The following is a 21,141-nucleotide window of genomic DNA, read 5'->3' on the forward strand; positions in this document are numbered from 1 at the left end:
TGACGTTACCCGCTTTACGCAGAAGATCGGTTTGACCCTCATCCCGATCGGCAAAAGACCGCCCGGATCAACCCGTGTATCAAATCCGGGCAGGCTGTCCGTCGGAGAAGAACGCGCGGACCCTGGCCGTGTGCCGTTCGGTGTACCGTGCGAACAGCGCCGACAGCAAGATCGCCACCACAAGCACCATGACGACAAGCACGATGCTCGCTCCGGTCGCGGGCAAACGCTTGTCGTCGAGCAACAACGCAGCGGCAAAGGCGATGACCGGGAAATGCAGGACATAGAGCGAGAAGCTCGCCTGCGCGCCATACTCGGCGAATGGCCTCAGCCAGCGCGGCGCGCGCAGTTCGACGCGCAGCAACGTGTAGAGTAGCACTGCGAACGTAATCGCCAGCGGCAGCTCGACATCACCTAGCCCGAAGAGTCGCGAATAGATCAGGGTTCCGAGGAACGGGACACTAGCAACGATCAGCCACAGGCGGCGTAATGGCTGCAAGCTCTGACCCCCGGAACGGCGGGTCGCCCAGAACAATGCCGCCCCGCAAAGCCAGCAGGCAAAGCCAACCAGCATATTCGGCACGACCCAGGCAAGGAGCAGGGTGGCGAGCAGCGGCGACGGGCGTCGCCTGCGCCAGCTGACCCACAATGCCGGAAACCAGATATAGAACCAGAATTCATACGCCAGGCTCCACAACGGACCGTTGGTGCCGAACGGAGCCACGGCAATGCTTTGAAGAAACAGGATGTTGCCGAGGAGGGTCTGCCATCCCAGTCGCTCCGCGAGGTTATTGTTCAGCACATAGGTGTCGGTCGCGCCGGTGTGGGTCGAGGACTCAAGGCCATAGAGGCCAATTGCGTCCAAGATACCGCCGATCGCAAGCGCAGGCAGCACAACGACCAGCAACCGCGCGAGCCGGTCGATCGCATAGCCCGTCCAAGCCCAGCCTGCAGTCATCCGCCGGTCGACGCTCTTTGTGATCCAGTAACCGCTGAGGACGAAGAACAGGATGACGCTGGCATGGGCGAAACCTGCTAGAAAATAACCTGCCGAGGCAATCGTCGTGGCCTGTCCCGGATAATCGGCGATCAGGAGATACCAAGCATGGGCGAACGCCACCGTCACCGCCAGCACGCACCGCAGAGCGTCCATGACGACGAAAGCCCCACCTGCCCGCGTCTCTACACCGCCGTCGCGCGCCGGCGGATCGCCGCCGCCGTCTGTTTGGTCCACCGCCCCCATGCCGGTAATACGACGCCCGGGCGCGCATCCCTTGCGCGATCTGCAAGATTTCTACGGCGACGCTCTATGACAGCGACGCAGTCAGCCGCTGACGTGCGCGATACAGGCGCGTCTCGACCGCCTTTTCGCTGATCCCAAGCGTCTCGGCGGTCTCAGCCTGGCTCAGCCCCTCGATCGTGCGGAGCACCAGTGTCTCGCGCAGATTGCCCGGCAGCTCGGCGATGGCAGCCGTGACCTGCCGCAACTCCTGGCGATCGGCGGTCGCGGTTTCGATCGACGGCGTTGTGTCGGCGGTGTCGGCGGCATGGTCGAGAGGAAGCACGACCGAGATCAGGCGGCGTATCGCCCGGCGGCGGCGCAAGTCGCGCGCCTTGTTGATCGCGATGCGCGACAACCAGGGGCGCATCGACCGCGCCATGTCGTAACGCCGCAGCGCGCGATGCGCGGCGACGAAGGCTTCCTGCACGATGTCGAGCGCTTCGTCGTCGTCACCGACGATGCGCGCGACGAGCCGATGCAGTGGATCCTTGTGACGGCGCACGATTTCGGCGAACGCCAGCTGACTTCCACCAAGGCACAGGGCGACCAGCTCGCCGTCCGTGCGGTCGGCAAGTGCGTCGTTCACCGTGCGTCTTCGGTCAGTGCCTTGGTCACTGCGGCGTCAAACTTCGCCGCCTGATCAGGTTTGAGCAGCGCCCGCATTGCAAAGATATGGGCCAGCGTTTCCTTCTGGAGTTCACCCATCGTGCGGTGCGAAGCATCGACTGCGGCGGCGACGCGCGGGCCATTGCCATGCTCGGCGGTGATGGCTTCCGCAAGCCGCGCATTCTCGGCCTTCATTTCGAGTTCGAGCGCGCGACGGCGCACGGCAAAGGCTTCCTCAAGTACATGCAGCTGCCGTTCCTGCGTCGCGTCCAGACTCAGTTGGTCGTGCAGGACGGCATGGAGTTCCGCTCCGGGCTGGGCTGTAGGTTGGATGACGTATCGCCCGACGACCACCCCGAAAAGCGCGGCCAGGAAAGCCAGAAATACGATAACCCACGTGCGCCTTGTGTTCATCGCGTCGCGCCCAGCAATGTCGATGGCGCGAGCGGACTGGACGCGCCCAAAGGCGACAGCACCGGCGCGGCCTGCGCATCGGTCGATGGAACGACGTTGCTGAGAACGCCGAGCGCCAGTGCGAGGCCCATCGCTCCCAATGTCGCGCCAGCCCCAATACCAGCAACCGGCTGTTGCGCGATCGCATTCAGGACTCGGTCTTCCAGACCCGCCAGACCCCGATGCGGCGTTCCTGTCGCCAGCCGCTGAAGGGCATCGTCGATATTGGTTTGCATGACTGCCTCGTAATCCGCTGCTTCCCATACGTATGAGAATGCACGATCCCTCAACTACGCCGGTTTGAGGGGTAAAAACCGGTACTGCGTATTGGGAACATATCACAGGAGTTCGAGATGAAGTTCAATCCATTCGCCGCCGCCCTCGCCGCCCTCGCCATGGTGCTGATCCCTACCACCGCGTTCGCACATCCCAAGCTGGTCACAGCGACGCCCGCCGCGAACGCAACGGTCGCGCGCACGACGACGATCACGCTGACCTTCAGCGAGCGCCTGACGCCCAAGCTTTCCACTGCCACGCTGATCATGACCGGGATGCCGGGAATGGCGAACCATCCCGACATGAAGATGGCGGGCGTCACCAGCGCCGTTTCCGCCGATGGCAAGTCGATCATCCTCACCTCGGCCAAACCGCTGCCTGCGGGCAGCTACCGCGCTGACTGGGTCGTGATTGGCGCGGACACGCATCGCATCACCGGCCAGCACAGCTTCAGCGTCCGCTGATCATGAGCGACTGGGTGGCGATCGGCCTGCGCTTCGCCGCCTATGCCGATCTCATGCTGTTGGCGGGCCTCGCCATGGGTGGCGGTCTCGGTCGACATGCGCCGGCGATTGGCGGACGTGTAATAGGCTGGCTGGCCATACTAGGCGTAGTCATCACGATCGCCCAGCTTGCTGCGACGTCCCTGGCCATGACTGGCTACGACCTGGCCATACTGGATCGGGAAATGCTCACGTTCATGGCGTTTGAAACGTCGATGGGCATCTCTCATATCGTTCGCGCCGCAGCGCTCGCGTTGCTGGCGGCGCTCCAGCTCGCCGGGCGGGCGAGCAGGTCGGTTGCGGCCGCGCTGGCGATTGTTGCGCTGGGTTCGCTAGCCTGGACCGGTCATGCCGGCGCATCCGAAGCGGCGCTGGGCTGGGCGCACCGCAGCAGCGACATCGTTCACCTGGTTGCAGGCGCGCTGTGGATTGCAGCGCTGGCGATGTTCGTGCGGCTCCTGCTGCTCGACTTTGCGACGCCGGGCGCGGCGAGAACGGCGCTCGCCGCGCTGGCACGCTTCTCCGGCATCGGTGGGATCATCGTCGCGGCGATCGTCGTCAGCGGAGCGATCAACCTTGTCGCGATCGTCGGGATCGAAGGTCTCTCCACGACATTTGGAACATCATACGGACAGCTACTTGTGCTGAAGCTCATCCTGTTTGGCGTCATGCTTGCTCTGGCCGGATTCAACCGCTGGCGGCTCGTGCCGACCCTGGAGATGGCATTGGGCGGCGATAGGCAGGCCATCGCGCAGCACCGATTGCGGCTGGCGATCCTGGTCGAGACGGTGGCGGCGGTGCTCATCCTCGCTGTCGTGGCGATCCTTGGAACTTTGTCACCGGTTGATTGACTGGCACGGATCGTCCGTCCGGGCGTTGTGGTGGATCTTAGGAGAAAGCCATGAAGAATCTTGCAATCCCGCTATTGCTTGTCGGGTCGCTGACGGTGGCAGGTTGTTCTGACAATGCGCAGCAGAATAGCGCGCACGATATGGCCGCCACGTCGGCCGCCAACGGAACGATGCCGATGGACATGTCAGCCGCCAGCCCCGGCGACCCGCCGGCGACCCAGGGGTACAAGAAGTCGATGAACGACATGATGGCCAACATGCCAAAGTACACTGGCGAGGCCGACACGGATTTCATGCGGCAGATGAAGGGGCATCATCAGGCCGCGATAGCCATGGCCGAAACCGAACTGCGCCACGGTGACGATCCAGAGGCGCGGGCGTTGGCGGAGAAGATCATCCGAGATCAGCGCGCGGAGATCGCCGAAATCGACACTTGGCTGGCGGCTCGAAAATAAGCGGCTTGACCCTGACATGATGTCAGACATTATTGCCGGGTCATGGAGGACGACTCGATGACCCATGCCGACTATAACGCTCATGACGAACACAGCTGCTGCGCGACCCAGCCCTCGACGTCGGCGGTCACCGATCCCGTATGCGGCATGACCGTCGATCCCGCGACAACCGCGCATCATGCCGCGCATGACGGCGAAGATTACCATTTTTGCAGTGCTGGCTGTCGGACCAAATTTGTCGCCGACCCTGACAAATATCTGAGCGATGTCCCGCGTCCGGAACCCAAGGCGCTGCCGGGCGCGATCTGGACCTGTCCGATGCACCCCGAAGTCCGTCAGGAGGGACCGGGCACCTGCCCTTTCTGCGGCATGGCGCTCGAACCGGAGGAGCCGTCGCTCGACGATGCGCCCAATCCGGAGCTGGTCAACTTCACCCGCCGCTTCTGGGTATCCGCCGCGCTCGCAGTGCCGCTGCTGATCGTGTCGATGGTCGCCGAGATGCTGGGCATCGAGATCGTCAGCCCCGCCGCGTCGCCCTGGGTTCAACTCGCGCTTTCTGCGCCGATCGTGTTGTGGGCGGGCAAGCCTTTCTTCGAGCGGGGCTGGATGTCGATCCGGACGTGGCACCTCAACATGTTCACGCTTATCGCAATCGGCGTCGGTGCCGCTTTCCTCTACAGTCTGGTCGCGACTTTCGCGCCTGACTTGTTCCCGCCCACCTTCCGTATGCACGGCGGCATGGTGCCGGTCTATTACGAGGCAGCGGGCGTCGTGGTGACGCTGGTATTGCTCGGGCAAGTGCTGGAACTGCGCGCCCGCGCGGCGACCGGGCGCGCGATCCGCGCGCTTATGGATCTTGCGCCCAAGACCGCGCGCCGCATCCGCGATGACGGCTCGGAGGAGGAAGTGTCGCTCGGTGACGTGGCGGCGGGTGACAAGCTGCGCATCCGGCCGGGCGATGCAATCCCGGTTGACGGCATAGTTATCGAAGGGCGCTCGTCGGTCGATGAATCGATGCTCACCGGTGAGTCTTTAGCCGTCGGGAAGTCGGCTGACGACGCGCTGACCGGCGGAACCGTTAACGGCACTGGTAGCCTCGTCATGGAAGCCCGTGCGGTGGGCGCGGACACGATGCTTGCACGGATCGTGCGGATGGTTGCCGAGGCACAGCGCAGCCGCGCCCCGATCCAGGCGGTTGCCGACCGCATTTCGGGCTGGTTCGTGCCACTGGTGGTCGCGATCGCGATCGCGGCTTTCATCGTATGGAATTTCGTAGGGCCGGAGCCGCGCTTCGGCCATGCACTGCTCAATGCCATCGCGGTCCTGATCATCGCCTGTCCGTGTGCGCTCGGCCTCGCCACCCCAATGTCGATCATGGTCGGCACGGGTCGCGGCGCACATGCTGGCGTCCTCGTCAAGAATGCTGAAGCGCTACAGGCGCTGGAAAAGGTCGATACGCTCGTGATCGACAAGACCGGCACGATCACCGAAGGCAAGCCGAGGCTCGTTGCCACCCAAGCCCTGCCGGGGTTCGACCAGGACGATTTGCTTGGTCTGGCCGCTGCGGTCGAGGCACAATCCGAGCATCCGCTCGCACACGCCATCGTCACGGCCGCGACGGAACGCGGCGCCATCGTTGGAAAGGTGGATAACTTCGAATCCCAGACCGGTCTGGGTGTCAGCGGAGTGATCGATGGCCGCATCGTCGCGATCGGCAACGCTACGCAGATGACCCGCGTCGGCGCCGATCCGTCCGCGCTGGAGGCCGCTGCCGACCCGCACCGGAAGACTGGAGCCGGGGTCATGTTCATCGCCATCGACGGGTCGCCGGCAGGACTGCTCGCTGTCGCCGATCCGATCCGCGCCAATGCCCGCGAGGCGATCGCCACGCTGCGCGCCGAGGGTCTGAAAGTCATCATGCTTACGGGCGACAACCGGGCCACTGCCGACGCGGTCGCGCACGCGGTCGGCGGCCTTGACGATGTTCGTGCCGATCTCAGGCCAGAGGACAAGGCGCGTATCGTTGGCGAACTGAAGGCGGCCGGGGCGAAGGTCGCGATGGCCGGCGACGGCATCAACGACGCGCCCGCACTGGCGGCGGCGGACGTAGGGCTGGCGATGGGAACGGGCACCGATGTGGCGATCGAGAGTGCGGGGATGACGCTGACCCGTGGAGATTTGACCGCGATCGTCCGAGCACGCAGACTGGCAGATGCGACGATGCGCAACATCCGCCAGAATCTATTCTTCTCGTTCCTCTTCAACGGGCTCGGCGTACCGATTGCGGCGGGCGTGCTCTATCCCCCGTTCGGCATCCTGATGTCGCCGATGTTCGCTGGCGCGGCGATGGCGCTGTCTTCGTTCACCGTCGTCCTCAATGCCCTGCGATTGAACCGGGTGAAATTATGAAAATCGGACCCGCGTCGGAGGCGAGCGGCGTCTCGCAGCGGATGATCCGGCACTACGAGAAGATCGGCCTCGTCCCGGCACCGCCGCGCCGGGACAGCGGCTACCGCGATTATTCCGACGCCGACATGCATCGGTTGCGCTTCATCGCCAACGCCCGCGACCTTGGCTTCCCTATCGAAGAGATCAGAACGCTGCTTGATTTGTGGGACGACGGCGCGCGGTCGTCGGCCGACGTTAAGTCGCTGGCGACCGCGCGCGCCGAGGAACTACACCGCAAGGCAGAGGCGCTCGAAAAAATGCGGCGAGCGCTGCTTGATCTGGCGGCACGCTGCTGCGGTGACGACCGCCCCGACTGCCCGATCATAGACTCGCTTGAACGACCGGCCTGATGTTCTTCTTTGGTCGCATCCCGTTCGTGAACGATCAGGGCGCATGATCAACTACGCGCGATTTGCTCCAGCGGGACATTCCTTTCCGTCGATCGGGATTGCTGGGCGCGAGCAAGCTATTCTTGATCAAGTGCTGCACCAACCGACACGCCTTCGTTCCGGCGCTACATATGCTTGGTCCGTGGAAATCCAGCCTTTTCCAGAAGATATGATGGTGCTATTGATGGTGCCGGTGATTTCCCACTGCCAATTCGCGTAGGAAATCAGCTACTTGGGTGCCGATGGGAGTGTTCTTCTGGCACCAGACACCCATTCGCAGCATGTCGCGCGAATGGGCTAAAACACCGGAAAACCTAGGAAAATGACCCCGCCCCGATCGCGAGGGTTCGCGACCATGCGCGGCAAATCGGGGCCATTTGGGGGCCTGTTTGGGGGCCTATTTATTGAGGGTCCCGAGGCCTTAAGCGCGCCCGGGCCGTGCTCCGGCCTTGAGAGCATCCAGCTGGTCGCTCCAAGCTTGCATCATCTCGACTCGTGATCGCCAGTAGCTCGTCCGATTGTAAATGGATCGGACCTGATCCTTGCCTTGGTGAGCCAGCGCCGCCTCGATGACGTCGGGTGACCATTTTCCGCTCTCGTTCAGCAGCGAACTCGCAGTCGAGCGAAAACCGTGCGCGGTCATTATCCCGGCATATCCGAGCCGACGCAGTGCCTGGTTCACCGTGTTTTCGGAGATTGGTCGATGCAACGAATGAAAGGCCGGCAGAACCCACTCACTTCGGCCGGAGACAGGGATCATTGCACGGATGATCCCGATCACTTGCGATGATAGCGGAACCTCGTGAGCCTCACGCGATTTCATCCGCTCCGCCGGAATTTTCCAGCGCGCCTGATCGAGATCGAGCTCTTGCCAACGCATCGCGCGAATTTCTCCCGGGCGCTGGAATAGGTGGGGGGTCAGACGGAGCGCCGCGACGGTTGACGGGTAGCCAGAGTATGCTTCGATCGCGTGGAGGAGCCTCGCCAACTCGTCCGGATCGATGATTGCTGGGAGGTGGCGTACCACCGGGGCAGGCAGCACACGATGAAGCGACTTCACCGGATTGTGAGGCGCCCGGCCGGTAATTACCGCACGGTCGATGACACGACTGATGAAGGAGCGTAGTCGACGCGCCGTTTCGCGGCGACCGCTGTTGGCAATCTCTTCGAGGAACGCGAATGCGACCGGTGCCGTGATATCCGCGACCGAAAGCTTGCCAAGGCGGGGTTGGACGAGCGAGAGCAGCCATTCGGCCTTATCCTTGGTCGCCTTCGCCGCACCTTCGGCCGCGTTCTTATCCAGAAGTTCGCGTGCAATGGCGTCGAACGTGTTGGTCGCCTCGACCCGAGCGGCCTCCTTTCGCATCAACCGTTCCCGAGACGGGTTCTTGCCATCAGCGATCTGTGCCCTCGCCTCGTCGCGCTTTGCCCGTGCCGCCTTCAGCGACACGTCCGGGAATGCCCCAAAGCTCAACTTCTGCTCCCTACTGAGGAAGCGGTACTTGAAGTACCAGCGCTTGGAGCCGGACGCCGCGACGAGAAGGTAGAGCCCTTTCTCGTCGTGGAGCTTTCGATCCTTCGGTCCCGGACGCGCTGCTTCAATCTCCTTTACTGAAAGAGCCAAGGCGCAGCTCCTTACGCCGCGACGCGCTGAGTCAGCGCGTCAACGTCAGATGCGGGGATCAACGTGCTCGATCCGATCTTGATTTTTCGAAGATCGCCCTGCGCGATCAGCTTGTAGATCGTCGTGCGGCCGAGGCCAGTCGCCGCGATCACTTCATTAATACGGTACGCCTTCTTTTCCACGTGATAGTCCTTGCTGTTTGGAACCAGCTCAGTTGGCACTCAAAACTTAGTTCGGGGAGGTCCGACGGACACCGTAGCTAGGCTACGGGTTCGATTTTCCCGCCGATCCGTCTGCAGCGCGTGCCGCCTCTTCGCCGAGCTCGAAGAGCCGATCGTCAGCAGCCGGGGGCAGCATCCGGTAATCGAAGCCGTCCCAGACGAACGCTGGGTCGTCTTCGCGGGTGGGGATCAGGATGTGCAGCGTGCTCTGCATCCCGAATTCGGCGTGGCCGGGCTTGCCATGCAGCTCACCCGCCCACAGCATCTTTGCCGGCCATGTCACTGCGTGGCCGAGCGCCACGATCGTGATGTCGAAATCGACGACACCCTCCAATGGTTGGGGGCTTGAGGTTGCCATCTGTGGCGGCGGGACTGCCTGATCTGGGTCCAGCTTGACCGACCGGGCCAGCTTGTAAGCTTGGGCGTCGGTCAGGCGACGCAGGACTTCGTTCATGACGTGATTGGGGACCATCTGGTTACCTTTCGAGGGCACGCGCCGACCAGCCCGCTGACGCGCAGCGGGTGGCCGTGCTTGGAGTGGGGATGCCGTCAGGCGCCGAGCAGCGCGCTCTGGCCCTGGATCAGGTCGGCGAGATCATCGAGGATCAGACGCCGCTCGTCTTCTGCAGAGAGCTGGTCTTCCCAGCGGATCTCGAGCTTGTGCAGGACCGCGGTGAACGTCGGAGCGGGGAGCGCCATGAGGTCGTCCTGCGCATCTGCGCGTGCCCGCTCAAGCGCATCGCGCTCAAACGGCGGGGCCTGATCCAGTTGCTGGGTCAGGTTCAGGTAGTGGGCGTATTGGGTATTCCACGCATCATGCGACGCGCTAAGGGCTTCGATAGCCATGCGACTCGATCCTTCACTGATCGGTTGTTGGTCAGGACCGGCTCGGCGTTGGCGCGCCGGGTCGGTCCGCTCAGGAACGTGGGAGTCCGAGAGTCTGGCGTCAAGGTCTGCCCCGCCGCGTAGCCTGGACTGGTGCGCGATTGTCTGGCTGCGACTGCCCTTTGGTCTCTGGTATCCCGGTCGATTTTTTCTCGTCCGATTGTGGAAGCCCCCGAACGATCGGTTCAAAAGTTACAGTCGACCCAGTTTGCTGCCTTCGTCATTTGAGAGGTCAGCAGCCGACAAGATTGGGTCAAACCCAAACTGCGCCCCTCCTGACCATTGCGGGCGGGTGGGATCGCGCAGTGCAGCCGCGCGCGTCTCACCTACTCGATTACAAAGAACGCCTGGCCAGCTAAGACCGTTTTTGCCGTTAAGCGAGGCCTTACTCCTAGAATGGAAGCCATTCGCGTATACAGAAATTAGGTTACTTTTGGTAAGTACGGTACTTACCAAAAAAACATTTCGTTCTGCACGGTCGTGATGCCCCGGTTGCTCGGGCTATAGGCCTCTTTACCATGCCCGCCCGGTCCGAGACCGTACTGGTGCGGCATCAGGCGAAGCACCTGAGTGGCCGCGGGCCACTCAACTAGCTCGCCTGATCACACGGTCGCTTCTTATCCAGCCGCTGAAAGCCCGCTCACCACATAATCCTGCAGCAGGTCCCGGCTCACCTTGTAGCCCAGGTCCTCGAGCATCTGCATGAAGCGCTCGAACCCGACCGGCGAGCCGCGCCGGTAGTTCTGGATGTGCTGGACATACATGTCGTAGGCCTCCTGCACCTTCATCGACCCTTCGGGTGCAACCACAATCCCAGCATGGTCCTCGAGGAACGCCTGAACCGAGTTGTTGCTGCGGCGGACCTGGGCCAGACGTGTCTCGTGGCACTGAGGGAGGGTGTAACCGCGGTTGTCGAGCAGACGGCGAATGCCCTCGAGTGCCCATGCCGCGATCGCGTCACGCTCTTCGGCCACGATCATCTCGGCCAGACCTTCGACCTTGTCCTCCTCGGCGACGGGCTTGTTGAAGTCGAGGATCAGCCAGCGCCGAGTGAACCCCCGCGTGGTATCGCGCGACAGCGGCAGGTAGTTCGAGGCGAACCAGTTCGCGCAGATCGGCGTGAAGTCGAAGGCGTCCTTGCCCTTGAACTCGGTCCGCTGCGGGGTGCCCTCCACGATCTCCTTGAACTTGTTGCCCGCGATCATCCCGTTCTCAGGAAGCTCGCCGCAGATGTTGGCGGTCTTCCCGATCAGGTCGGTCAGCGAGAAGCGCTCACCCCATTCGGTCGGGCCGAGCGCCGCGACCGCATCGGCCGGGAGCATCGAGCGCAGGATGTTGAGGATCTGCGTCTTCCCGGTGCCGGCGAGGCCGAACAGCAGGAACGCACGCTGGTAGCGCGTCGCCACGCCAAACAGCGTCGCGGCGAACATCTCCTGCAGCGCGAGCATCCGCTGATCGAAGTCGGGTTCATCGCCCCAGCACGAATGCAGGAACTCGAAGAACCGGGTGCAGCGCGTCGCCTTGTCCCGGTCATATTCGAACGGGAGGGTGAAGGTGGCCCCGAACTTCGGGTCGTGGTCACGCACGATCAGATCCTCGCCGACGAAGCCGTTGGCGAAGTTGATGCCGCGCGTATCGACCTCAACAAGCGGGGCGGTGCAGAGCTTTGCCGCGATTTCGATGACCGCCTTGTAGTCGGCTCCTCGACGCACGAGCGGCGATGCCGTCACCATGTTGACGACGTGCTGATAGACGCAATCGTAGCTCAGCGACTTGAAGCAGGACCCGTTCCACTGCCAGAACTGGCCCTGATCGAAGCGCACCTCCCCGTCGCGGCCCAACTGATCCAGCACCTGCTTGGCGACGACCGCCTGACTTTCCGGGGCTGTGACGTCAGCGCTCCTTCGCTCGGTGTCGAACAGGCGCTGGAGGTCCGGACGCTTCAGGCCGAGCATGGACCGCGTTCGATCGATCACGAAATTCATGACCGCCTGGAACTGGAAGTCGACGAAGTGTTCGTCCCGTGCGAGCTCTCGCACCAGATCCTGCACACACGACACCAGCCAGTCGCGGTCATCGGGCTTCTCGAGGATCTTACCGAAGAACCAGTCGCGCGCACGTTCGATGCTCCACCGCTGCACGGTGTTCAGTTCGATGATCTTCGCAATCGTCGGGTGCGCCTTCATGTCGTCGGTGAGGCCCGCGTCCCAGCCGTCTGGCATGGTGCGCCCCTTCTCGAGGTCGCGCGCGAGGAATTCGAGGAGCTTCGAGACCCCCTTCTCAGGGTCCATCGCGTCGCCCGACACCTTCGCGGTAAACTGCTCGACCCAGTGGTGCATGTGGCCGAGGGCCTCGACCAGGCTGAACTTGGTCGACTTGTCGATGCCCAGCACGACGCGCGCCAGATAGCCCGCGTGACGGATCATCTGGTTGTCGCGCTCGCCGGCCGGGACGATGTCGATCGGGGACGAGCGCCCACCTGCACCGAGCTCGAAGCCCTTCGTGCCCAGCAGCGCGCGCAGCTTCTCCTCAATGTCCTCGCCGAGGAAGGGGAGCTTGTCCTTGACCTCCCACAGGTTCGAGTTGGCGGTGTAGGGGAGGCCGGTGTCCGGGTGGATCGAGGGTGGCATCACCATCTGGTTGCCCAGACCCAGGAACTCGAGGATCATCCCCCCATCGGCGCCGCGGAGCTTGAAGTTCTTCTGCCCCTCGAAGCGGTAGGCGAGGCCCATGCCCTTCTTACCGATGCGAACCCACGGGGTCGTCGGCAGAATGTCGAGGATGGCCGCGACCAGATCCTCATCCTCGGTATCGATGTCGATCGCGCACAGGCCGCTCTCCGGCCCGAACGGCAGGCCGATGTTGCCCTTCGGGAACGAGTAGAGCCAGCGCTGCTGCTCGATCTCGCTCGGCATGCGTGAGCCGAACGCCGACCACTGGTTGATGTCGGGCATCTTGTTGCGCTGGCGCAGCGGAATGACCGGCAGCCCGGCAGCCCAATAGAGAGGCGCGGAGGCCTCGAAGATACGATCCGTCAATTTGGTCTCCCTCAAGGAGCGGGGTTGCTCCGGAGGGACGTCCAAATAGTCGGATGCGGGCGAGGTGCAGCAAGTTTCCGCACCGTAGCCTAGCTATAGTGCACAAAATCGAGATGCAGCTTTCGGATCACCGAGCGAGGTCTGAACGGACGCAGCCCTAAACTCGGCTCTTTCTGATCTTCGCGGCGACGGGCGAGTCAGCATCGACAACATCGCCCGGATCAGTGCCGCCCTCCCCGTCAGCGCCGCGGTGCTGATGGTTGAGGAGTGAGGCCGGGCGATCGCTGGGCGTGGCCCTGACCCTGAAGTTTGAAACTACAGCGATCGCCGGATTAAGGGCCGATCTGACCTTCACCAGGAAGCCTACCACCTTTTTAAAAGGGGGTATGGGGGTCTGATACTGATGACTCTGCCGAGTCTATCGCGTTCAAAATTCGAAGATTTTGGCGGTGCCCCGAACGTATCCGCTTGGCACGAGCCTCAAAACCATATCGCGAAGCGCCTGTTGGATCGCCGGCGAAGGAACGTTCAGCGCCATATGCGCCACATCGAGCCGGTCCTGACCCGGAGCCAGCCCGTGGGTCATCACTCCGTCCTTGCCGCCCGCCGAAGCGGGGTACAGCAGGACGAGACGCAGGCAATCGTAGAGCCGGGCGTAGGCCATCATCTGGTAGATGTCAGCGTGCGACACACCCTTGTCTGCCGGTTTCCACTTCGTGTCGAGGATGGCCACGATCCGCCCCCGTCGCTTGACGAGAATGTCGGGCCGCGTCGGGTGGCTGTTGCCGACGACGGCTTCGCCCTCGATCCATGGGCCGACGCAATAGGCACCGCCCCCTTGGGCATCGACTGTCAGATCCGTGTCGCTGAGCGCCTTGCGAAGCTGGACCGCCACATAGCGCTCAAACAGATCGTTCATCGCGAACAGCAGGGTGATGCCGTCCGGCGTGCCAGCCTCTGCATGCGTTTGCTGCCAGCTCGAACCTACAAGCAGGCGCGCGAGTTGAAGCAGAGCACGCCATCGTTGGCTCGATCGGTCGATCCGGACCTGCGTCCAAGGTAGCGATCCGCGCGGGACGTCGCTGATATCCGCCATCAGAAAGCGAAGCTCGGACAGCTTCCTCTGGGTACTGCTCGCCCTCGCGTGGCGCGTCAGCAGCAGGACGCACGCCTTCATGATCCGCATCAACGGTGTATCGCCGTCAAGCGCGTCGAACCGGCAAGCCAACCGGTCCGGCCGCACCGCATGGACCGTGAATTGGCGCACCACATTGAGCTTGCCGCGCAGCGCCCGCAGATCGTCCTCTTCTGCGCGATACTGGCGGGGCAGTCCGCGCCGCACTTCGGCCAGCAGCCGGTCTGCGAACAGCGCGATGAAGAGGTCGAGCAGCGAGTCGGCGCGACGCGCCATCGCCGTCGCCTCACCGGAGGAGAGGTTCAGGCCGTGCGCGACATCGAGCATGTGTACCAGCCGCGCCCGCACCGCCGCTGGATCTGCCAGCTCAAGACCGGCGTCGACCTTGGGCAGGATTTCCAGGCTGCACCCACGCGCAGCAATGACGCCGACCGCCTGTCGTGCGCGCAGGAAGCGGTAGTGGTCGCACAGAATGTCCGTCCCGTCATTCCCGCCCAGCACGTGGCTGCGCGCCGCGGCGAGGAGGGCATCGGCCTGAGGGCGACTGAACCCGCTTTCGCCGACCTCGACACGGCCCCATTCAAGGACCGTGCGATGGGTCATGCCTCGTCCTCGACGCCTTCGAGTATGTCAGCCTCCGCAGGCACCTCTTCGACAGGCTTGCCGATGAGACGGAGATAGGCCTCCACCTTGAACGTCTTGCGGACGCTCCAGCTCTCGCGTTGCTCCCCGCCTTGGCCGGTCGGGTCGTCGATCTTGCGGCAATCTAGGAACCCGCCGCCCTTGCCCTTCGGGTCGCCGAGTACGGCAGCCACGCGACCCCAATCCTCAAAGAAATATTCCTGCAGGAGGGGGATCACCTTATCGCGCATCACAGCATCGACAGCGGCTTTGTCCTCGCAGCCGATAAAGAAGGCGTGGCCGATCCGGTGCTCACGGTCGATGAGGTATTCGATCCGGTCATTGATGGTGTTGAGGATCTTATCGAGTTGCAGACCCGTCGCCCGTATCGCCTCCTGAAAGGCAGGGACTTTGGTGTCCGGCGCCAGCTCCTTGAACTGGAAACGGCGGCGTAGCGCGGTATCCAGCAGCGCAATCGAGCGATCGGCGGTGTTCATTGTGCCGATGATGTGCAGATTTGGGGGAACCGAGAAAGGCTCCTGACTGTAGGGCAGACGCAACGTGACGGCATTGGCCATGCCCTTACGCTTGTCAGGTTCGATCAGCGTGATGAGTTCGCCCAGGACTTTCGAGACATTCGCTCGATTGATCTCGTCGATGATCAGGACATGCTCTTCGTCGCTTGCCGCAGCGTCTCGCGCCAGCTGCACGAATAGGCCGGGTCGCGAAACGAGTTCGAAGCCGGCGCTGCCATTGATCGGTTTGGGCTCACGGCCCTCAATGAAATCCTCATAGGCATAGTTCTGATGGAAGGTAACGAAGGCGATCTGCCCCAAGGCGCGAAGACGCTCGTACTCGTCACGCAGCTCACGGCGGCGCGCCTCGCTGTTTAGCAGCTCGTCATCCGCGTCGAGGCCCAGGCACAATTGGACTGCCTGCGCCATCGTTGACCAGGTCTTGCCGGTGCCCGGTGGGCCGTAAAGTATCAGATTGGTCGGCTTGCGCTTGCGCCGATCGGGTAGTGCCTCGTCCTCGGCCTCGGCGGCAGCCACGTCTTTCCAGCTCGAAAGATTGGCCAGGAACCACGAATAGTCCTGCTCGGCGCCATGAAAGGCAAACGCGATCAGGCGGCGAGCCATCTCCTTGTCGGGATAAACTTCCCAGATCGTCGGCTGGTAGGTGTAGTGATACCATTCGCGCGTCTGATGCTCTGGCTGCCATTCAACCGAGATGTGTGTGCCGTTTCCGGGATTGTGCGTAATCGTGCCGATCGCCTTGATCGCCATGACCGATACCGGTCGCCCGCGATTATCGAAGGGAAGGTTGAGCTTCCGGACATAGGTCGCCTTGATCGCGATACGCTGGCCGGGCTCCATCGACATCACTTGGTTGCGTTGCGTCGCGTTGGGCTCATCGATCTCCCAGATGCCATCGCGAAGGAAGCGGTCGAACTGATCGTCCTTCCGACCGAACGCAGCGCCGACGAACCAGTAGGGGCCGTCACCGAACTCAGGGGAGACGCCGCCCTGCTTTTCCGACGATGGTTCACCAAGGCGATAGGTGAACGTTGTGGTCGAGCTATTATCTGGACCCGTGTAGGTCGGAACGCCGGTGCCAGCCATCTTTTGAAACTTCTGACCGCGTAGCGCCTGACAGACGTTCGCATGCGCGGCGGAGAGCCCTAGCGCGCTGTGGACGTCACCACACCGGATCGAGACACGGTCGTCGCCACGCACGCGCGCAGGCTCGATATAGGTCTTGAGCGCGTAGTCCCGCACACGATCAGCGTCCCGGCCCCCATCCATGTCCAGCTTCTCCTTGCATGTGACCCAGACGAACCCCTGCACGTCCCAGAGGTCGCGCGGAGCCCACCCCCATTCCTCCATCGCGTCGAACAGGCTGTCGGAGAGGTCGAGTACCGCCTCATATTCTGCGGCCGTCAGCGGATTGTTGCCGAAAATCGGCTTGCCCCACAGCGCCAGGCCGAGATGGTAGAAGCGCGTGTGGTTGATCGCGATCGCCTCGGTCGGGCGGGAGAGCGCCTGAAAAAGCGTCGCGAGCACGCGTATGTCGGCATAGGGCAGGCTCTGCTCGCTGCCCTGCTTGATCAGCTCCCATGCCGCGTCGACGAACGCTTCTGCGGCTTCGGGGGGCGGGGCTTTTGACAGAGCCAACGCGCCGACTGTCGTTTCGAGCGCGCCTCCCGATCTTGCCCGGACCGCCTCGATATGACCACGCCGTCGGTAGTCGCCGATCAGGTTTACGTTCTTGTCGAGCACATGGTCGAGGAGCGCAGCACCCAGCGCTGCTTCGTCTTGAGCGAGGTCGCTGATCAGTGGCGTCACTTTCGCCAGCAGGGCGCGCTTGTAGCGGTCCTCATCCTCGAAATACGTGCCGTCCCCGCCGAAGCCGCCTTCACGCTCAAAGTCGGGATAGGCTGCGAGGAACCGGGCCTTCAGCGCCGCGAGCGCTGCAGGATCGATCTCGTCCGTTTCCGGTGCATCGGCCCCGGCGTCATAGTTCGGGTCTTTGCCATCAGCGAAATGGCCATATTGGCGCGCGACGTTGATCAGGTTGGTCAGCTGGCGCGTCGGGTCCGGCGCCTGGGGCGCCATTTTGCGGGCGGCAGCCTCATTCGCGTTCCAGTCCGCCGCGACGCGGCGCACCGCCTCCACCAGCTCTGGCCAGCGACCATTGGCGTGGAGCGTGTCGAGATCGCGCTCGGAAAAGCCAAGTTCGGCCAGCGCGCGTTCGATCCGGGGTGCCTTGCGCGCGCGATTGTTGACGCCCTTCGCAGTAAGCGGTGTTCCCTGATACTCGCGTCGCGCCAGCCACTGGCGGAACTCCCGGTCACGCATCCTCACCGTCCCCCAATTTGATAGCCCTCATCGGCCAGCGGAAACCGCCCTATCAGCTTATCCCACTCCGCCCGATGCCCGATCGCGTGCTTGTCCATGCCGGCGCGAGTCAGATAGCCGCGCGCCTTCCAGCCGTCGCCCTCGCGCCATTTCGCGTAGCTGTAGATCGTCCGCTGCGGCTGTTCGTGCCAGCTGATGTTGAACGCCCAGTTGGTCGGAAAGAATTCCAGTGTCGCATACGGCAAATGGTCGTGGACCCACCAGGCGAGGTGGGTCCAGTCGCCGTCACCGGGGAAGGCGTCGACGAACTCCGGCAGGACGACGCACGCCATCGCGCCCATATGGCCGTCAGCATCGCGGCGATCCCAGATGTGCGCCGCGTAATTCTTTTCATTCTCGGCGCAGTTATAACCACTCCGCCCGGCCTTCTGCATCGCGTTGCCGAGCGCGTTGACGGCGCAGGAGCGATAGGCCGAGCGGATCGCCACGCGCCCGAACACGCGCTGAAGCGGTTCGAGGAGTTGCTCACACAGCTGGCTCCCGGCGGTGATCGCGAGCTCGCGGTCGTCGGGCGCGTTGATCAGTCCGTGGATCGACGCGATGTCCGAGAACAGGAAATCGCGCATGTAGAAATGCTGCGACAGGCGGGTGCGGCCAAAGGCGTTTAGGCTCTCGACTGTCCACCCGCCCATCGTCATGCGTCCGCCTTTGCCCGCCGTCCCCGTTTCGCCTTGGGCGCAGCGGCGCGTTCGGCGCGGATGCGGTCGAGCAGGACGCTGGCGGGCTCGTCATTCGGATCCTGCGGCACCAGCTCGCCGCGGAACGCCTTGGCGAGGATGGCGGACTCGAGCCGGTCGATCAGCGCCCGGGCGCGCGCGGCTTCGGCTTCGAGGCGGTCGGCGCGGGCGAATGTCTGGGCGATCTTGCCAAGCTTGATCGCTCGCACATCTTCTGCAGGGATAGAAAGCCTGATACCCGATAACGAACCTTGGGTAATGTTGTGCATTGAAATACCGCTCGCGGCGGCTTCGATTTGCGACCTGCCAGCGGGAGATCGCAGGAACCAGTATATCCAGCTGGTCAAGTTCTTCGGCACTCTCAGGCGCAGAACCTTATCGCTCAAAAAAAGGTTGTTTGGTGTCTGCTCCACCAAGGCCACCCTGCCAACTAATGACAGCGAGCCGCTGGCGCGCGCTAGAAGCAAATCACCTGTAACAATACGGTCGCGCTCGGGAGGAGTGTAATTTTTTGGTAGAGTTTTGCTCTCCAACGCTAGAAAGTGTTCACTGCTTACGGCGCTGACTTTCACGACGCCATTTTCGTCTGGGTTAGGCGGACGTTCGTCGCATTTTAGATTTTTTCCAGCCTCGATGCTCATCCCGATCTCGCCGAGTGAGATCAAGCTGCTGCCAACACTCTCAAATGTGAGGTCGAGGATGCTGTTCCGGAGCCTCTGCGCAAACACCGGAACCCGGTCCAGTTCCGCCCGCGCGCGGGCGAGGCGGGCGGTCAGCGCGTCCAGCTTCCCGACGATGCGGCGCTGTTCGGGCGCTGGCGGCAGAGGGAAGCGATGGTTCTCAAGATACTCTCGCGGCACCCGTCGCTGACCGACGGCACCGGTCATGCGCCTTTCAGCATCGGTTCGGAACGACCTCTGTCTCACAAAACGCCAAAGATAGTCTGCGGACACTCCGTCCGCCGGCCGCATCACGTAGAACTCGGTCGATCCGCACGCCAACCCCGAGGTCAACGAACGTGCAATCGCCGCCTTCCCGTTTTCCATACAGGGAGTGATCTTCGCGAAGATCACGTCGCCATCCGCGAAATGTGTGTACCCCGTCCAAATGTCGGCCAAAGTGCGTTCAGCGTTCTCGACGATAGCACCGAGATGCTCGTCGACCGATGGCATCGGCACAAACGATACGAGCTTGTTTCTGTCAGTAGCCGGATCATGCTTAGGATTGATAATGGCTGCTTCGCCGACCGTGGTCTCGACCCACCCTTGTGGCAACGTCACTCTGCGGCCTCCGCCAGCTCGACCGGTCCCACATCGCTCTCCAGCTCCGAGACCAGCGCGGCAATCTCCTCCAGCGCCACCTTCAAATGCCCCTCGATCGCCGCCGCGATATCCTCCGGCGTGTCGAGCCCGTCTTCGGCGTCGGTGCTGGTGTCCTTCAGCCAGGCGATGTCGAGATTGTCGCCGCGCGCGGCAATCTCTTCGCGGGTGAAGCGGCGGAAGCGGCCCTCCGGTCCTTGATCGGTGCGGGGTGCGCCGCCAAAGGGGTCGTCGCCGAACGCGGTGACGAAATCGGCCAGATCCTCGGCCTTGAACGGGTTGGTCTTGCCATAGGATGGCGCGCCGGATCGGGCGTCGTAAATCCACACTTCTCGGGTCGCGTCCTGCGTCGGTGCCTCTTCGTCCGCGCGGGTGAAGAACAGGACGTTGGTCTTGACCCCCTGGGCATAGAAAATGCCGGTCGGCAGGCGCAGGATGGTGTGGAGGTTGCACCAGCTCATCAACCGCTGACGCAGCAGCTTGCCGCGCCCGTCATCGAACAGGACATTGTCCGGCACCACGATCGCCGCCCGCCCGCCCATCCGCAGCGCGCGGATGCAATGTTCGACAAAGGGAAGCTGATAGGACGACACCCGATCGGTGATGGTCAGGTCATCGCGCGTCGGCGGCCCGCCCGCCGGGCCAAAAGGCGGGTTGGTCAGGATCAGGTCGGCATTCTTGAACTGCGGGCGCTGGCCCGCCGGGCTCAGCGTATCGGCGAGGTCGAGATTGTCCGGGTCGATCGCATGCAGATGCAGGTTCATCAGCAACAGGCGGAAGGTGTCGGGGACATTCTCAACCCCGCGCAGCGCCTGTTGCAGCTGGAACGTCTGCTGCTTCGGGCTCAGCTCGAAATAACCGTCGCTCGCCGCCTTCATGTAGCTGTTGGCGGCGATCAGAAAGCCGCCGGTTCCTGCTGCCGGGTCCTGAATGACCTCTCCCGGGCGCGGCTGCATCAGCTGGACCATCATTTCGATCAGCGTACGCGGTGTGAAATACTGCCCGGCACCGCGCTTGGTCTCCTCCGCCATCTTCTGGAGCAGGCCTTCATACGCGTCGCCGAACGCATCGCGCTCGGCGCTGTACCAGTGCAGCCCGTCGATCGCGTCGATCAGCTGGCGCAAATTTGCGGGGGTGCGGATGATGGTGGCGGCATTCTGGAAAATCGCGACGACCGAGCGATCGGCCACCTTGGTCCCGTCGCCCAGGTCGATCAGCGCCTGTTTGTAGCGTTGCAGCACCTCGGTCTCGCTCGCCGATTTGAGGGCGCCCCAGCGATACGCCTCGGGGATGCGGCTTTCATCCCTCTGCTCCGAAGCCATCTTCAGGAAGAGCAGGTAGGTGAGTTCGGTGACATACTGCTGGTACGTCACGCCGTCCTTGCGGAGCAGCGCGCACAGACGCCAGAGCTTGTTCACCAGATCGGCGGAGGGGTTCATC

The 21,141-nt window shown here is 63.0% G+C and carries 20 protein-coding genes; 6 read left to right on the forward strand and 14 right to left on the reverse strand.

The features are described 5' to 3' along the window. Positions 1 to 79: 79 nt before the first annotated feature. From J2Y54_RS06180 to J2Y54_RS06195, 4 genes are all read right to left on the reverse strand, one after another. Positions 80 to 1,243 carry an acyltransferase gene (locus tag J2Y54_RS06180; protein WP_310037823.1) on the reverse strand — a complete coding sequence of 388 codons (1,164 nt, stop codon included), beginning with the start codon at positions 1,241 to 1,243 and terminating at the stop codon, positions 80 to 82. A gap of 64 nt (positions 1,244 to 1,307) precedes the next feature. After that, positions 1,308 to 1,868, reverse strand: coding sequence for an RNA polymerase sigma factor (locus J2Y54_RS06185; protein ID WP_310037826.1), 561 nt, complete (start codon positions 1,866 to 1,868; stop codon positions 1,308 to 1,310). Continuing rightward, a complete protein-coding gene (locus J2Y54_RS06190; RefSeq protein WP_310037829.1) occupies positions 1,865 to 2,302 on the reverse strand; it encodes a periplasmic heavy metal sensor in 438 nt (145 codons plus the stop codon). The genes J2Y54_RS06185 and J2Y54_RS06190 overlap by 4 nt, the downstream gene beginning before the upstream one ends. Next, entirely contained in the window at positions 2,299 to 2,577 is a 279-nt protein-coding gene (locus J2Y54_RS06195; protein WP_310037831.1) for a hypothetical protein, read from the reverse strand. Before J2Y54_RS06195 ends, J2Y54_RS06190 begins: the two co-directional genes overlap by 4 nt. 117 nt (positions 2,578 to 2,694) lie before the next feature. Here J2Y54_RS06195 and copC point away from each other — a divergent pair, with 117 nt between their 5' ends. The 6 genes from copC (at position 2,695) to J2Y54_RS06225 (ending at position 7,483) form a co-directional block, all read left to right on the forward strand. Continuing rightward, entirely contained in the window at positions 2,695 to 3,081 is a 387-nt protein-coding gene (copC, locus tag J2Y54_RS06200; protein WP_310037833.1) for a copper homeostasis periplasmic binding protein CopC, read from the forward strand. A 2-nt stretch (positions 3,082 to 3,083) separates the two neighbouring features. Further along, positions 3,084 to 3,971, forward strand: a complete 888-nt coding sequence (gene copD / locus J2Y54_RS06205; protein WP_310037834.1) for a copper homeostasis membrane protein CopD — start codon at positions 3,084 to 3,086, stop codon at positions 3,969 to 3,971. Between the two features lie 50 nt (positions 3,972 to 4,021). Next, positions 4,022 to 4,426, forward strand: a complete 405-nt coding sequence (locus J2Y54_RS06210) for a DUF305 domain-containing protein (protein WP_310037836.1) — start codon at positions 4,022 to 4,024, stop codon at positions 4,424 to 4,426. A gap of 147 nt (positions 4,427 to 4,573) precedes the next feature. Then, positions 4,574 to 6,835 carry a heavy metal translocating P-type ATPase gene (locus J2Y54_RS06215; RefSeq protein ID WP_405052903.1) on the forward strand — a complete coding sequence of 754 codons (2,262 nt, stop codon included), beginning with the start codon at positions 4,574 to 4,576 and terminating at the stop codon, positions 6,833 to 6,835. Then, on the forward strand, positions 6,832 to 7,224 hold the full coding sequence (cueR, locus tag J2Y54_RS06220) for a Cu(I)-responsive transcriptional regulator (RefSeq protein WP_257844671.1): 393 nt from the start codon (positions 6,832 to 6,834) through the stop codon (positions 7,222 to 7,224). Before J2Y54_RS06215 ends, cueR begins: the two co-directional genes overlap by 4 nt. 43 nt (positions 7,225 to 7,267) lie before the next feature. Then, positions 7,268 to 7,483 carry a hypothetical protein gene (locus J2Y54_RS06225; RefSeq protein WP_310037838.1) on the forward strand — a complete coding sequence of 72 codons (216 nt, stop codon included), beginning with the start codon at positions 7,268 to 7,270 and terminating at the stop codon, positions 7,481 to 7,483. 201 nt (positions 7,484 to 7,684) lie between these two features. On the opposite strand, the gene J2Y54_RS06230 is transcribed toward J2Y54_RS06225, so the two are convergent. From J2Y54_RS06230 to J2Y54_RS06275, 10 genes are all read right to left on the reverse strand, one after another. Next, complete coding sequence (locus J2Y54_RS06230; RefSeq protein ID WP_310037839.1) at positions 7,685 to 8,887, reverse strand: integrase arm-type DNA-binding domain-containing protein; 1,203 nt, start codon at positions 8,885 to 8,887, stop codon at positions 7,685 to 7,687. A gap of 11 nt (positions 8,888 to 8,898) precedes the next feature. Continuing rightward, on the reverse strand, positions 8,899 to 9,069 hold the full coding sequence (locus J2Y54_RS06235) for a helix-turn-helix domain-containing protein (RefSeq protein WP_310037843.1): 171 nt from the start codon (positions 9,067 to 9,069) through the stop codon (positions 8,899 to 8,901). Between the two features lie 82 nt (positions 9,070 to 9,151). Further along, entirely contained in the window at positions 9,152 to 9,562 is a 411-nt protein-coding gene (locus J2Y54_RS06240; RefSeq protein ID WP_310037845.1) for a hypothetical protein, read from the reverse strand. A 95-nt stretch (positions 9,563 to 9,657) separates the two neighbouring features. Further along, positions 9,658 to 9,954, reverse strand: coding sequence for a hypothetical protein (locus J2Y54_RS06245; RefSeq protein WP_310037847.1), 297 nt, complete (start codon positions 9,952 to 9,954; stop codon positions 9,658 to 9,660). A gap of 656 nt (positions 9,955 to 10,610) precedes the next feature. After that, positions 10,611 to 13,031: a phage/plasmid primase, P4 family gene (locus tag J2Y54_RS06250; RefSeq protein ID WP_310037849.1), complete on the reverse strand. Its 2,421-nt coding sequence runs from the start codon at positions 13,029 to 13,031 to the stop codon at positions 10,611 to 10,613. A gap of 427 nt (positions 13,032 to 13,458) precedes the next feature. Beyond that, positions 13,459 to 14,769: a 5-methylcytosine restriction system specificity protein McrC gene (locus J2Y54_RS06255; RefSeq protein WP_310037850.1), complete on the reverse strand. Its 1,311-nt coding sequence runs from the start codon at positions 14,767 to 14,769 to the stop codon at positions 13,459 to 13,461. After that, the gene (locus J2Y54_RS06260; protein WP_310037851.1) at positions 14,766 to 17,645 is read right to left on the reverse strand and encodes an AAA family ATPase; all 2,880 of its coding nucleotides are present in this window, start codon (positions 17,643 to 17,645) and stop codon (positions 14,766 to 14,768) included. The genes J2Y54_RS06255 and J2Y54_RS06260 overlap by 4 nt, the downstream gene beginning before the upstream one ends. Before the next feature lie 2 nt (positions 17,646 to 17,647). Continuing rightward, entirely contained in the window at positions 17,648 to 18,337 is a 690-nt protein-coding gene (locus J2Y54_RS06265; RefSeq protein ID WP_310037854.1) for a hypothetical protein, read from the reverse strand. A 2-nt stretch (positions 18,338 to 18,339) separates the two neighbouring features. Beyond that, a complete protein-coding gene (locus J2Y54_RS06270; protein WP_310037856.1) occupies positions 18,340 to 19,662 on the reverse strand; it encodes a restriction endonuclease subunit S in 1,323 nt (440 codons plus the stop codon). Next, complete coding sequence (locus tag J2Y54_RS06275) at positions 19,659 to 21,140, reverse strand: N-6 DNA methylase (RefSeq protein ID WP_310037858.1); 1,482 nt, start codon at positions 21,138 to 21,140, stop codon at positions 19,659 to 19,661. The genes J2Y54_RS06270 and J2Y54_RS06275 overlap by 4 nt, the downstream gene beginning before the upstream one ends. Position 21,141: the final 1 nt, after the last annotated feature.

Origin of the sequence: Sphingomonas sp. BE123, from assembly GCF_031456015.1 — a bacterium.
In the GTDB taxonomy this organism is placed as follows: Bacteria; Pseudomonadota; Alphaproteobacteria; order Sphingomonadales; family Sphingomonadaceae; genus Sphingomonas.

What these genes read in the sequence shown, in the direction of transcription:
- J2Y54_RS06180 (WP_310037823.1), bottom strand. Translation starts at nt 1,243, where the DNA reads ATGGGGGCGGTGGACCAAACAGACGGCGGCGGCGATCCGCCGGCGCGC.
- J2Y54_RS06190 (WP_310037829.1), bottom strand. Translation starts at nt 2,302, where the DNA reads ATGAACACAAGGCGCACGTGGGTTATCGTATTTCTGGCTTTCCTGGCC.
- J2Y54_RS06195 (WP_310037831.1), bottom strand. Translation starts at nt 2,577, where the DNA reads ATGCAAACCAATATCGACGATGCCCTTCAGCGGCTGGCGACAGGAACG.
- copC (WP_310037833.1), top strand. Translation starts at nt 2,695, where the DNA reads ATGAAGTTCAATCCATTCGCCGCCGCCCTCGCCGCCCTCGCCATGGTG.
- copD (WP_310037834.1), top strand. Translation starts at nt 3,084, where the DNA reads ATGAGCGACTGGGTGGCGATCGGCCTGCGCTTCGCCGCCTATGCCGAT.
- J2Y54_RS06210 (WP_310037836.1), top strand. Translation starts at nt 4,022, where the DNA reads ATGAAGAATCTTGCAATCCCGCTATTGCTTGTCGGGTCGCTGACGGTG.
- J2Y54_RS06215 (WP_405052903.1), top strand. Translation starts at nt 4,574, where the DNA reads ATGACCGTCGATCCCGCGACAACCGCGCATCATGCCGCGCATGACGGC.
- cueR (WP_257844671.1), top strand. Translation starts at nt 6,832, where the DNA reads ATGAAAATCGGACCCGCGTCGGAGGCGAGCGGCGTCTCGCAGCGGATG.
- J2Y54_RS06225 (WP_310037838.1), top strand. Translation starts at nt 7,268, where the DNA reads ATGATCAACTACGCGCGATTTGCTCCAGCGGGACATTCCTTTCCGTCG.
- J2Y54_RS06240 (WP_310037845.1), bottom strand. Translation starts at nt 9,562, where the DNA reads ATGAACGAAGTCCTGCGTCGCCTGACCGACGCCCAAGCTTACAAGCTG.
- J2Y54_RS06245 (WP_310037847.1), bottom strand. Translation starts at nt 9,954, where the DNA reads ATGGCTATCGAAGCCCTTAGCGCGTCGCATGATGCGTGGAATACCCAA.
- J2Y54_RS06255 (WP_310037850.1), bottom strand. Translation starts at nt 14,769, where the DNA reads ATGACCCATCGCACGGTCCTTGAATGGGGCCGTGTCGAGGTCGGCGAA.
- J2Y54_RS06260 (WP_310037851.1), bottom strand. Translation starts at nt 17,645, where the DNA reads ATGCGTGACCGGGAGTTCCGCCAGTGGCTGGCGCGACGCGAGTATCAG.
- J2Y54_RS06265 (WP_310037854.1), bottom strand. Translation starts at nt 18,337, where the DNA reads ATGGGCGGGTGGACAGTCGAGAGCCTAAACGCCTTTGGCCGCACCCGC.
- J2Y54_RS06275 (WP_310037858.1), bottom strand. Translation starts at nt 21,140, where the DNA reads ATGAACCCCTCCGCCGATCTGGTGAACAAGCTCTGGCGTCTGTGCGCG.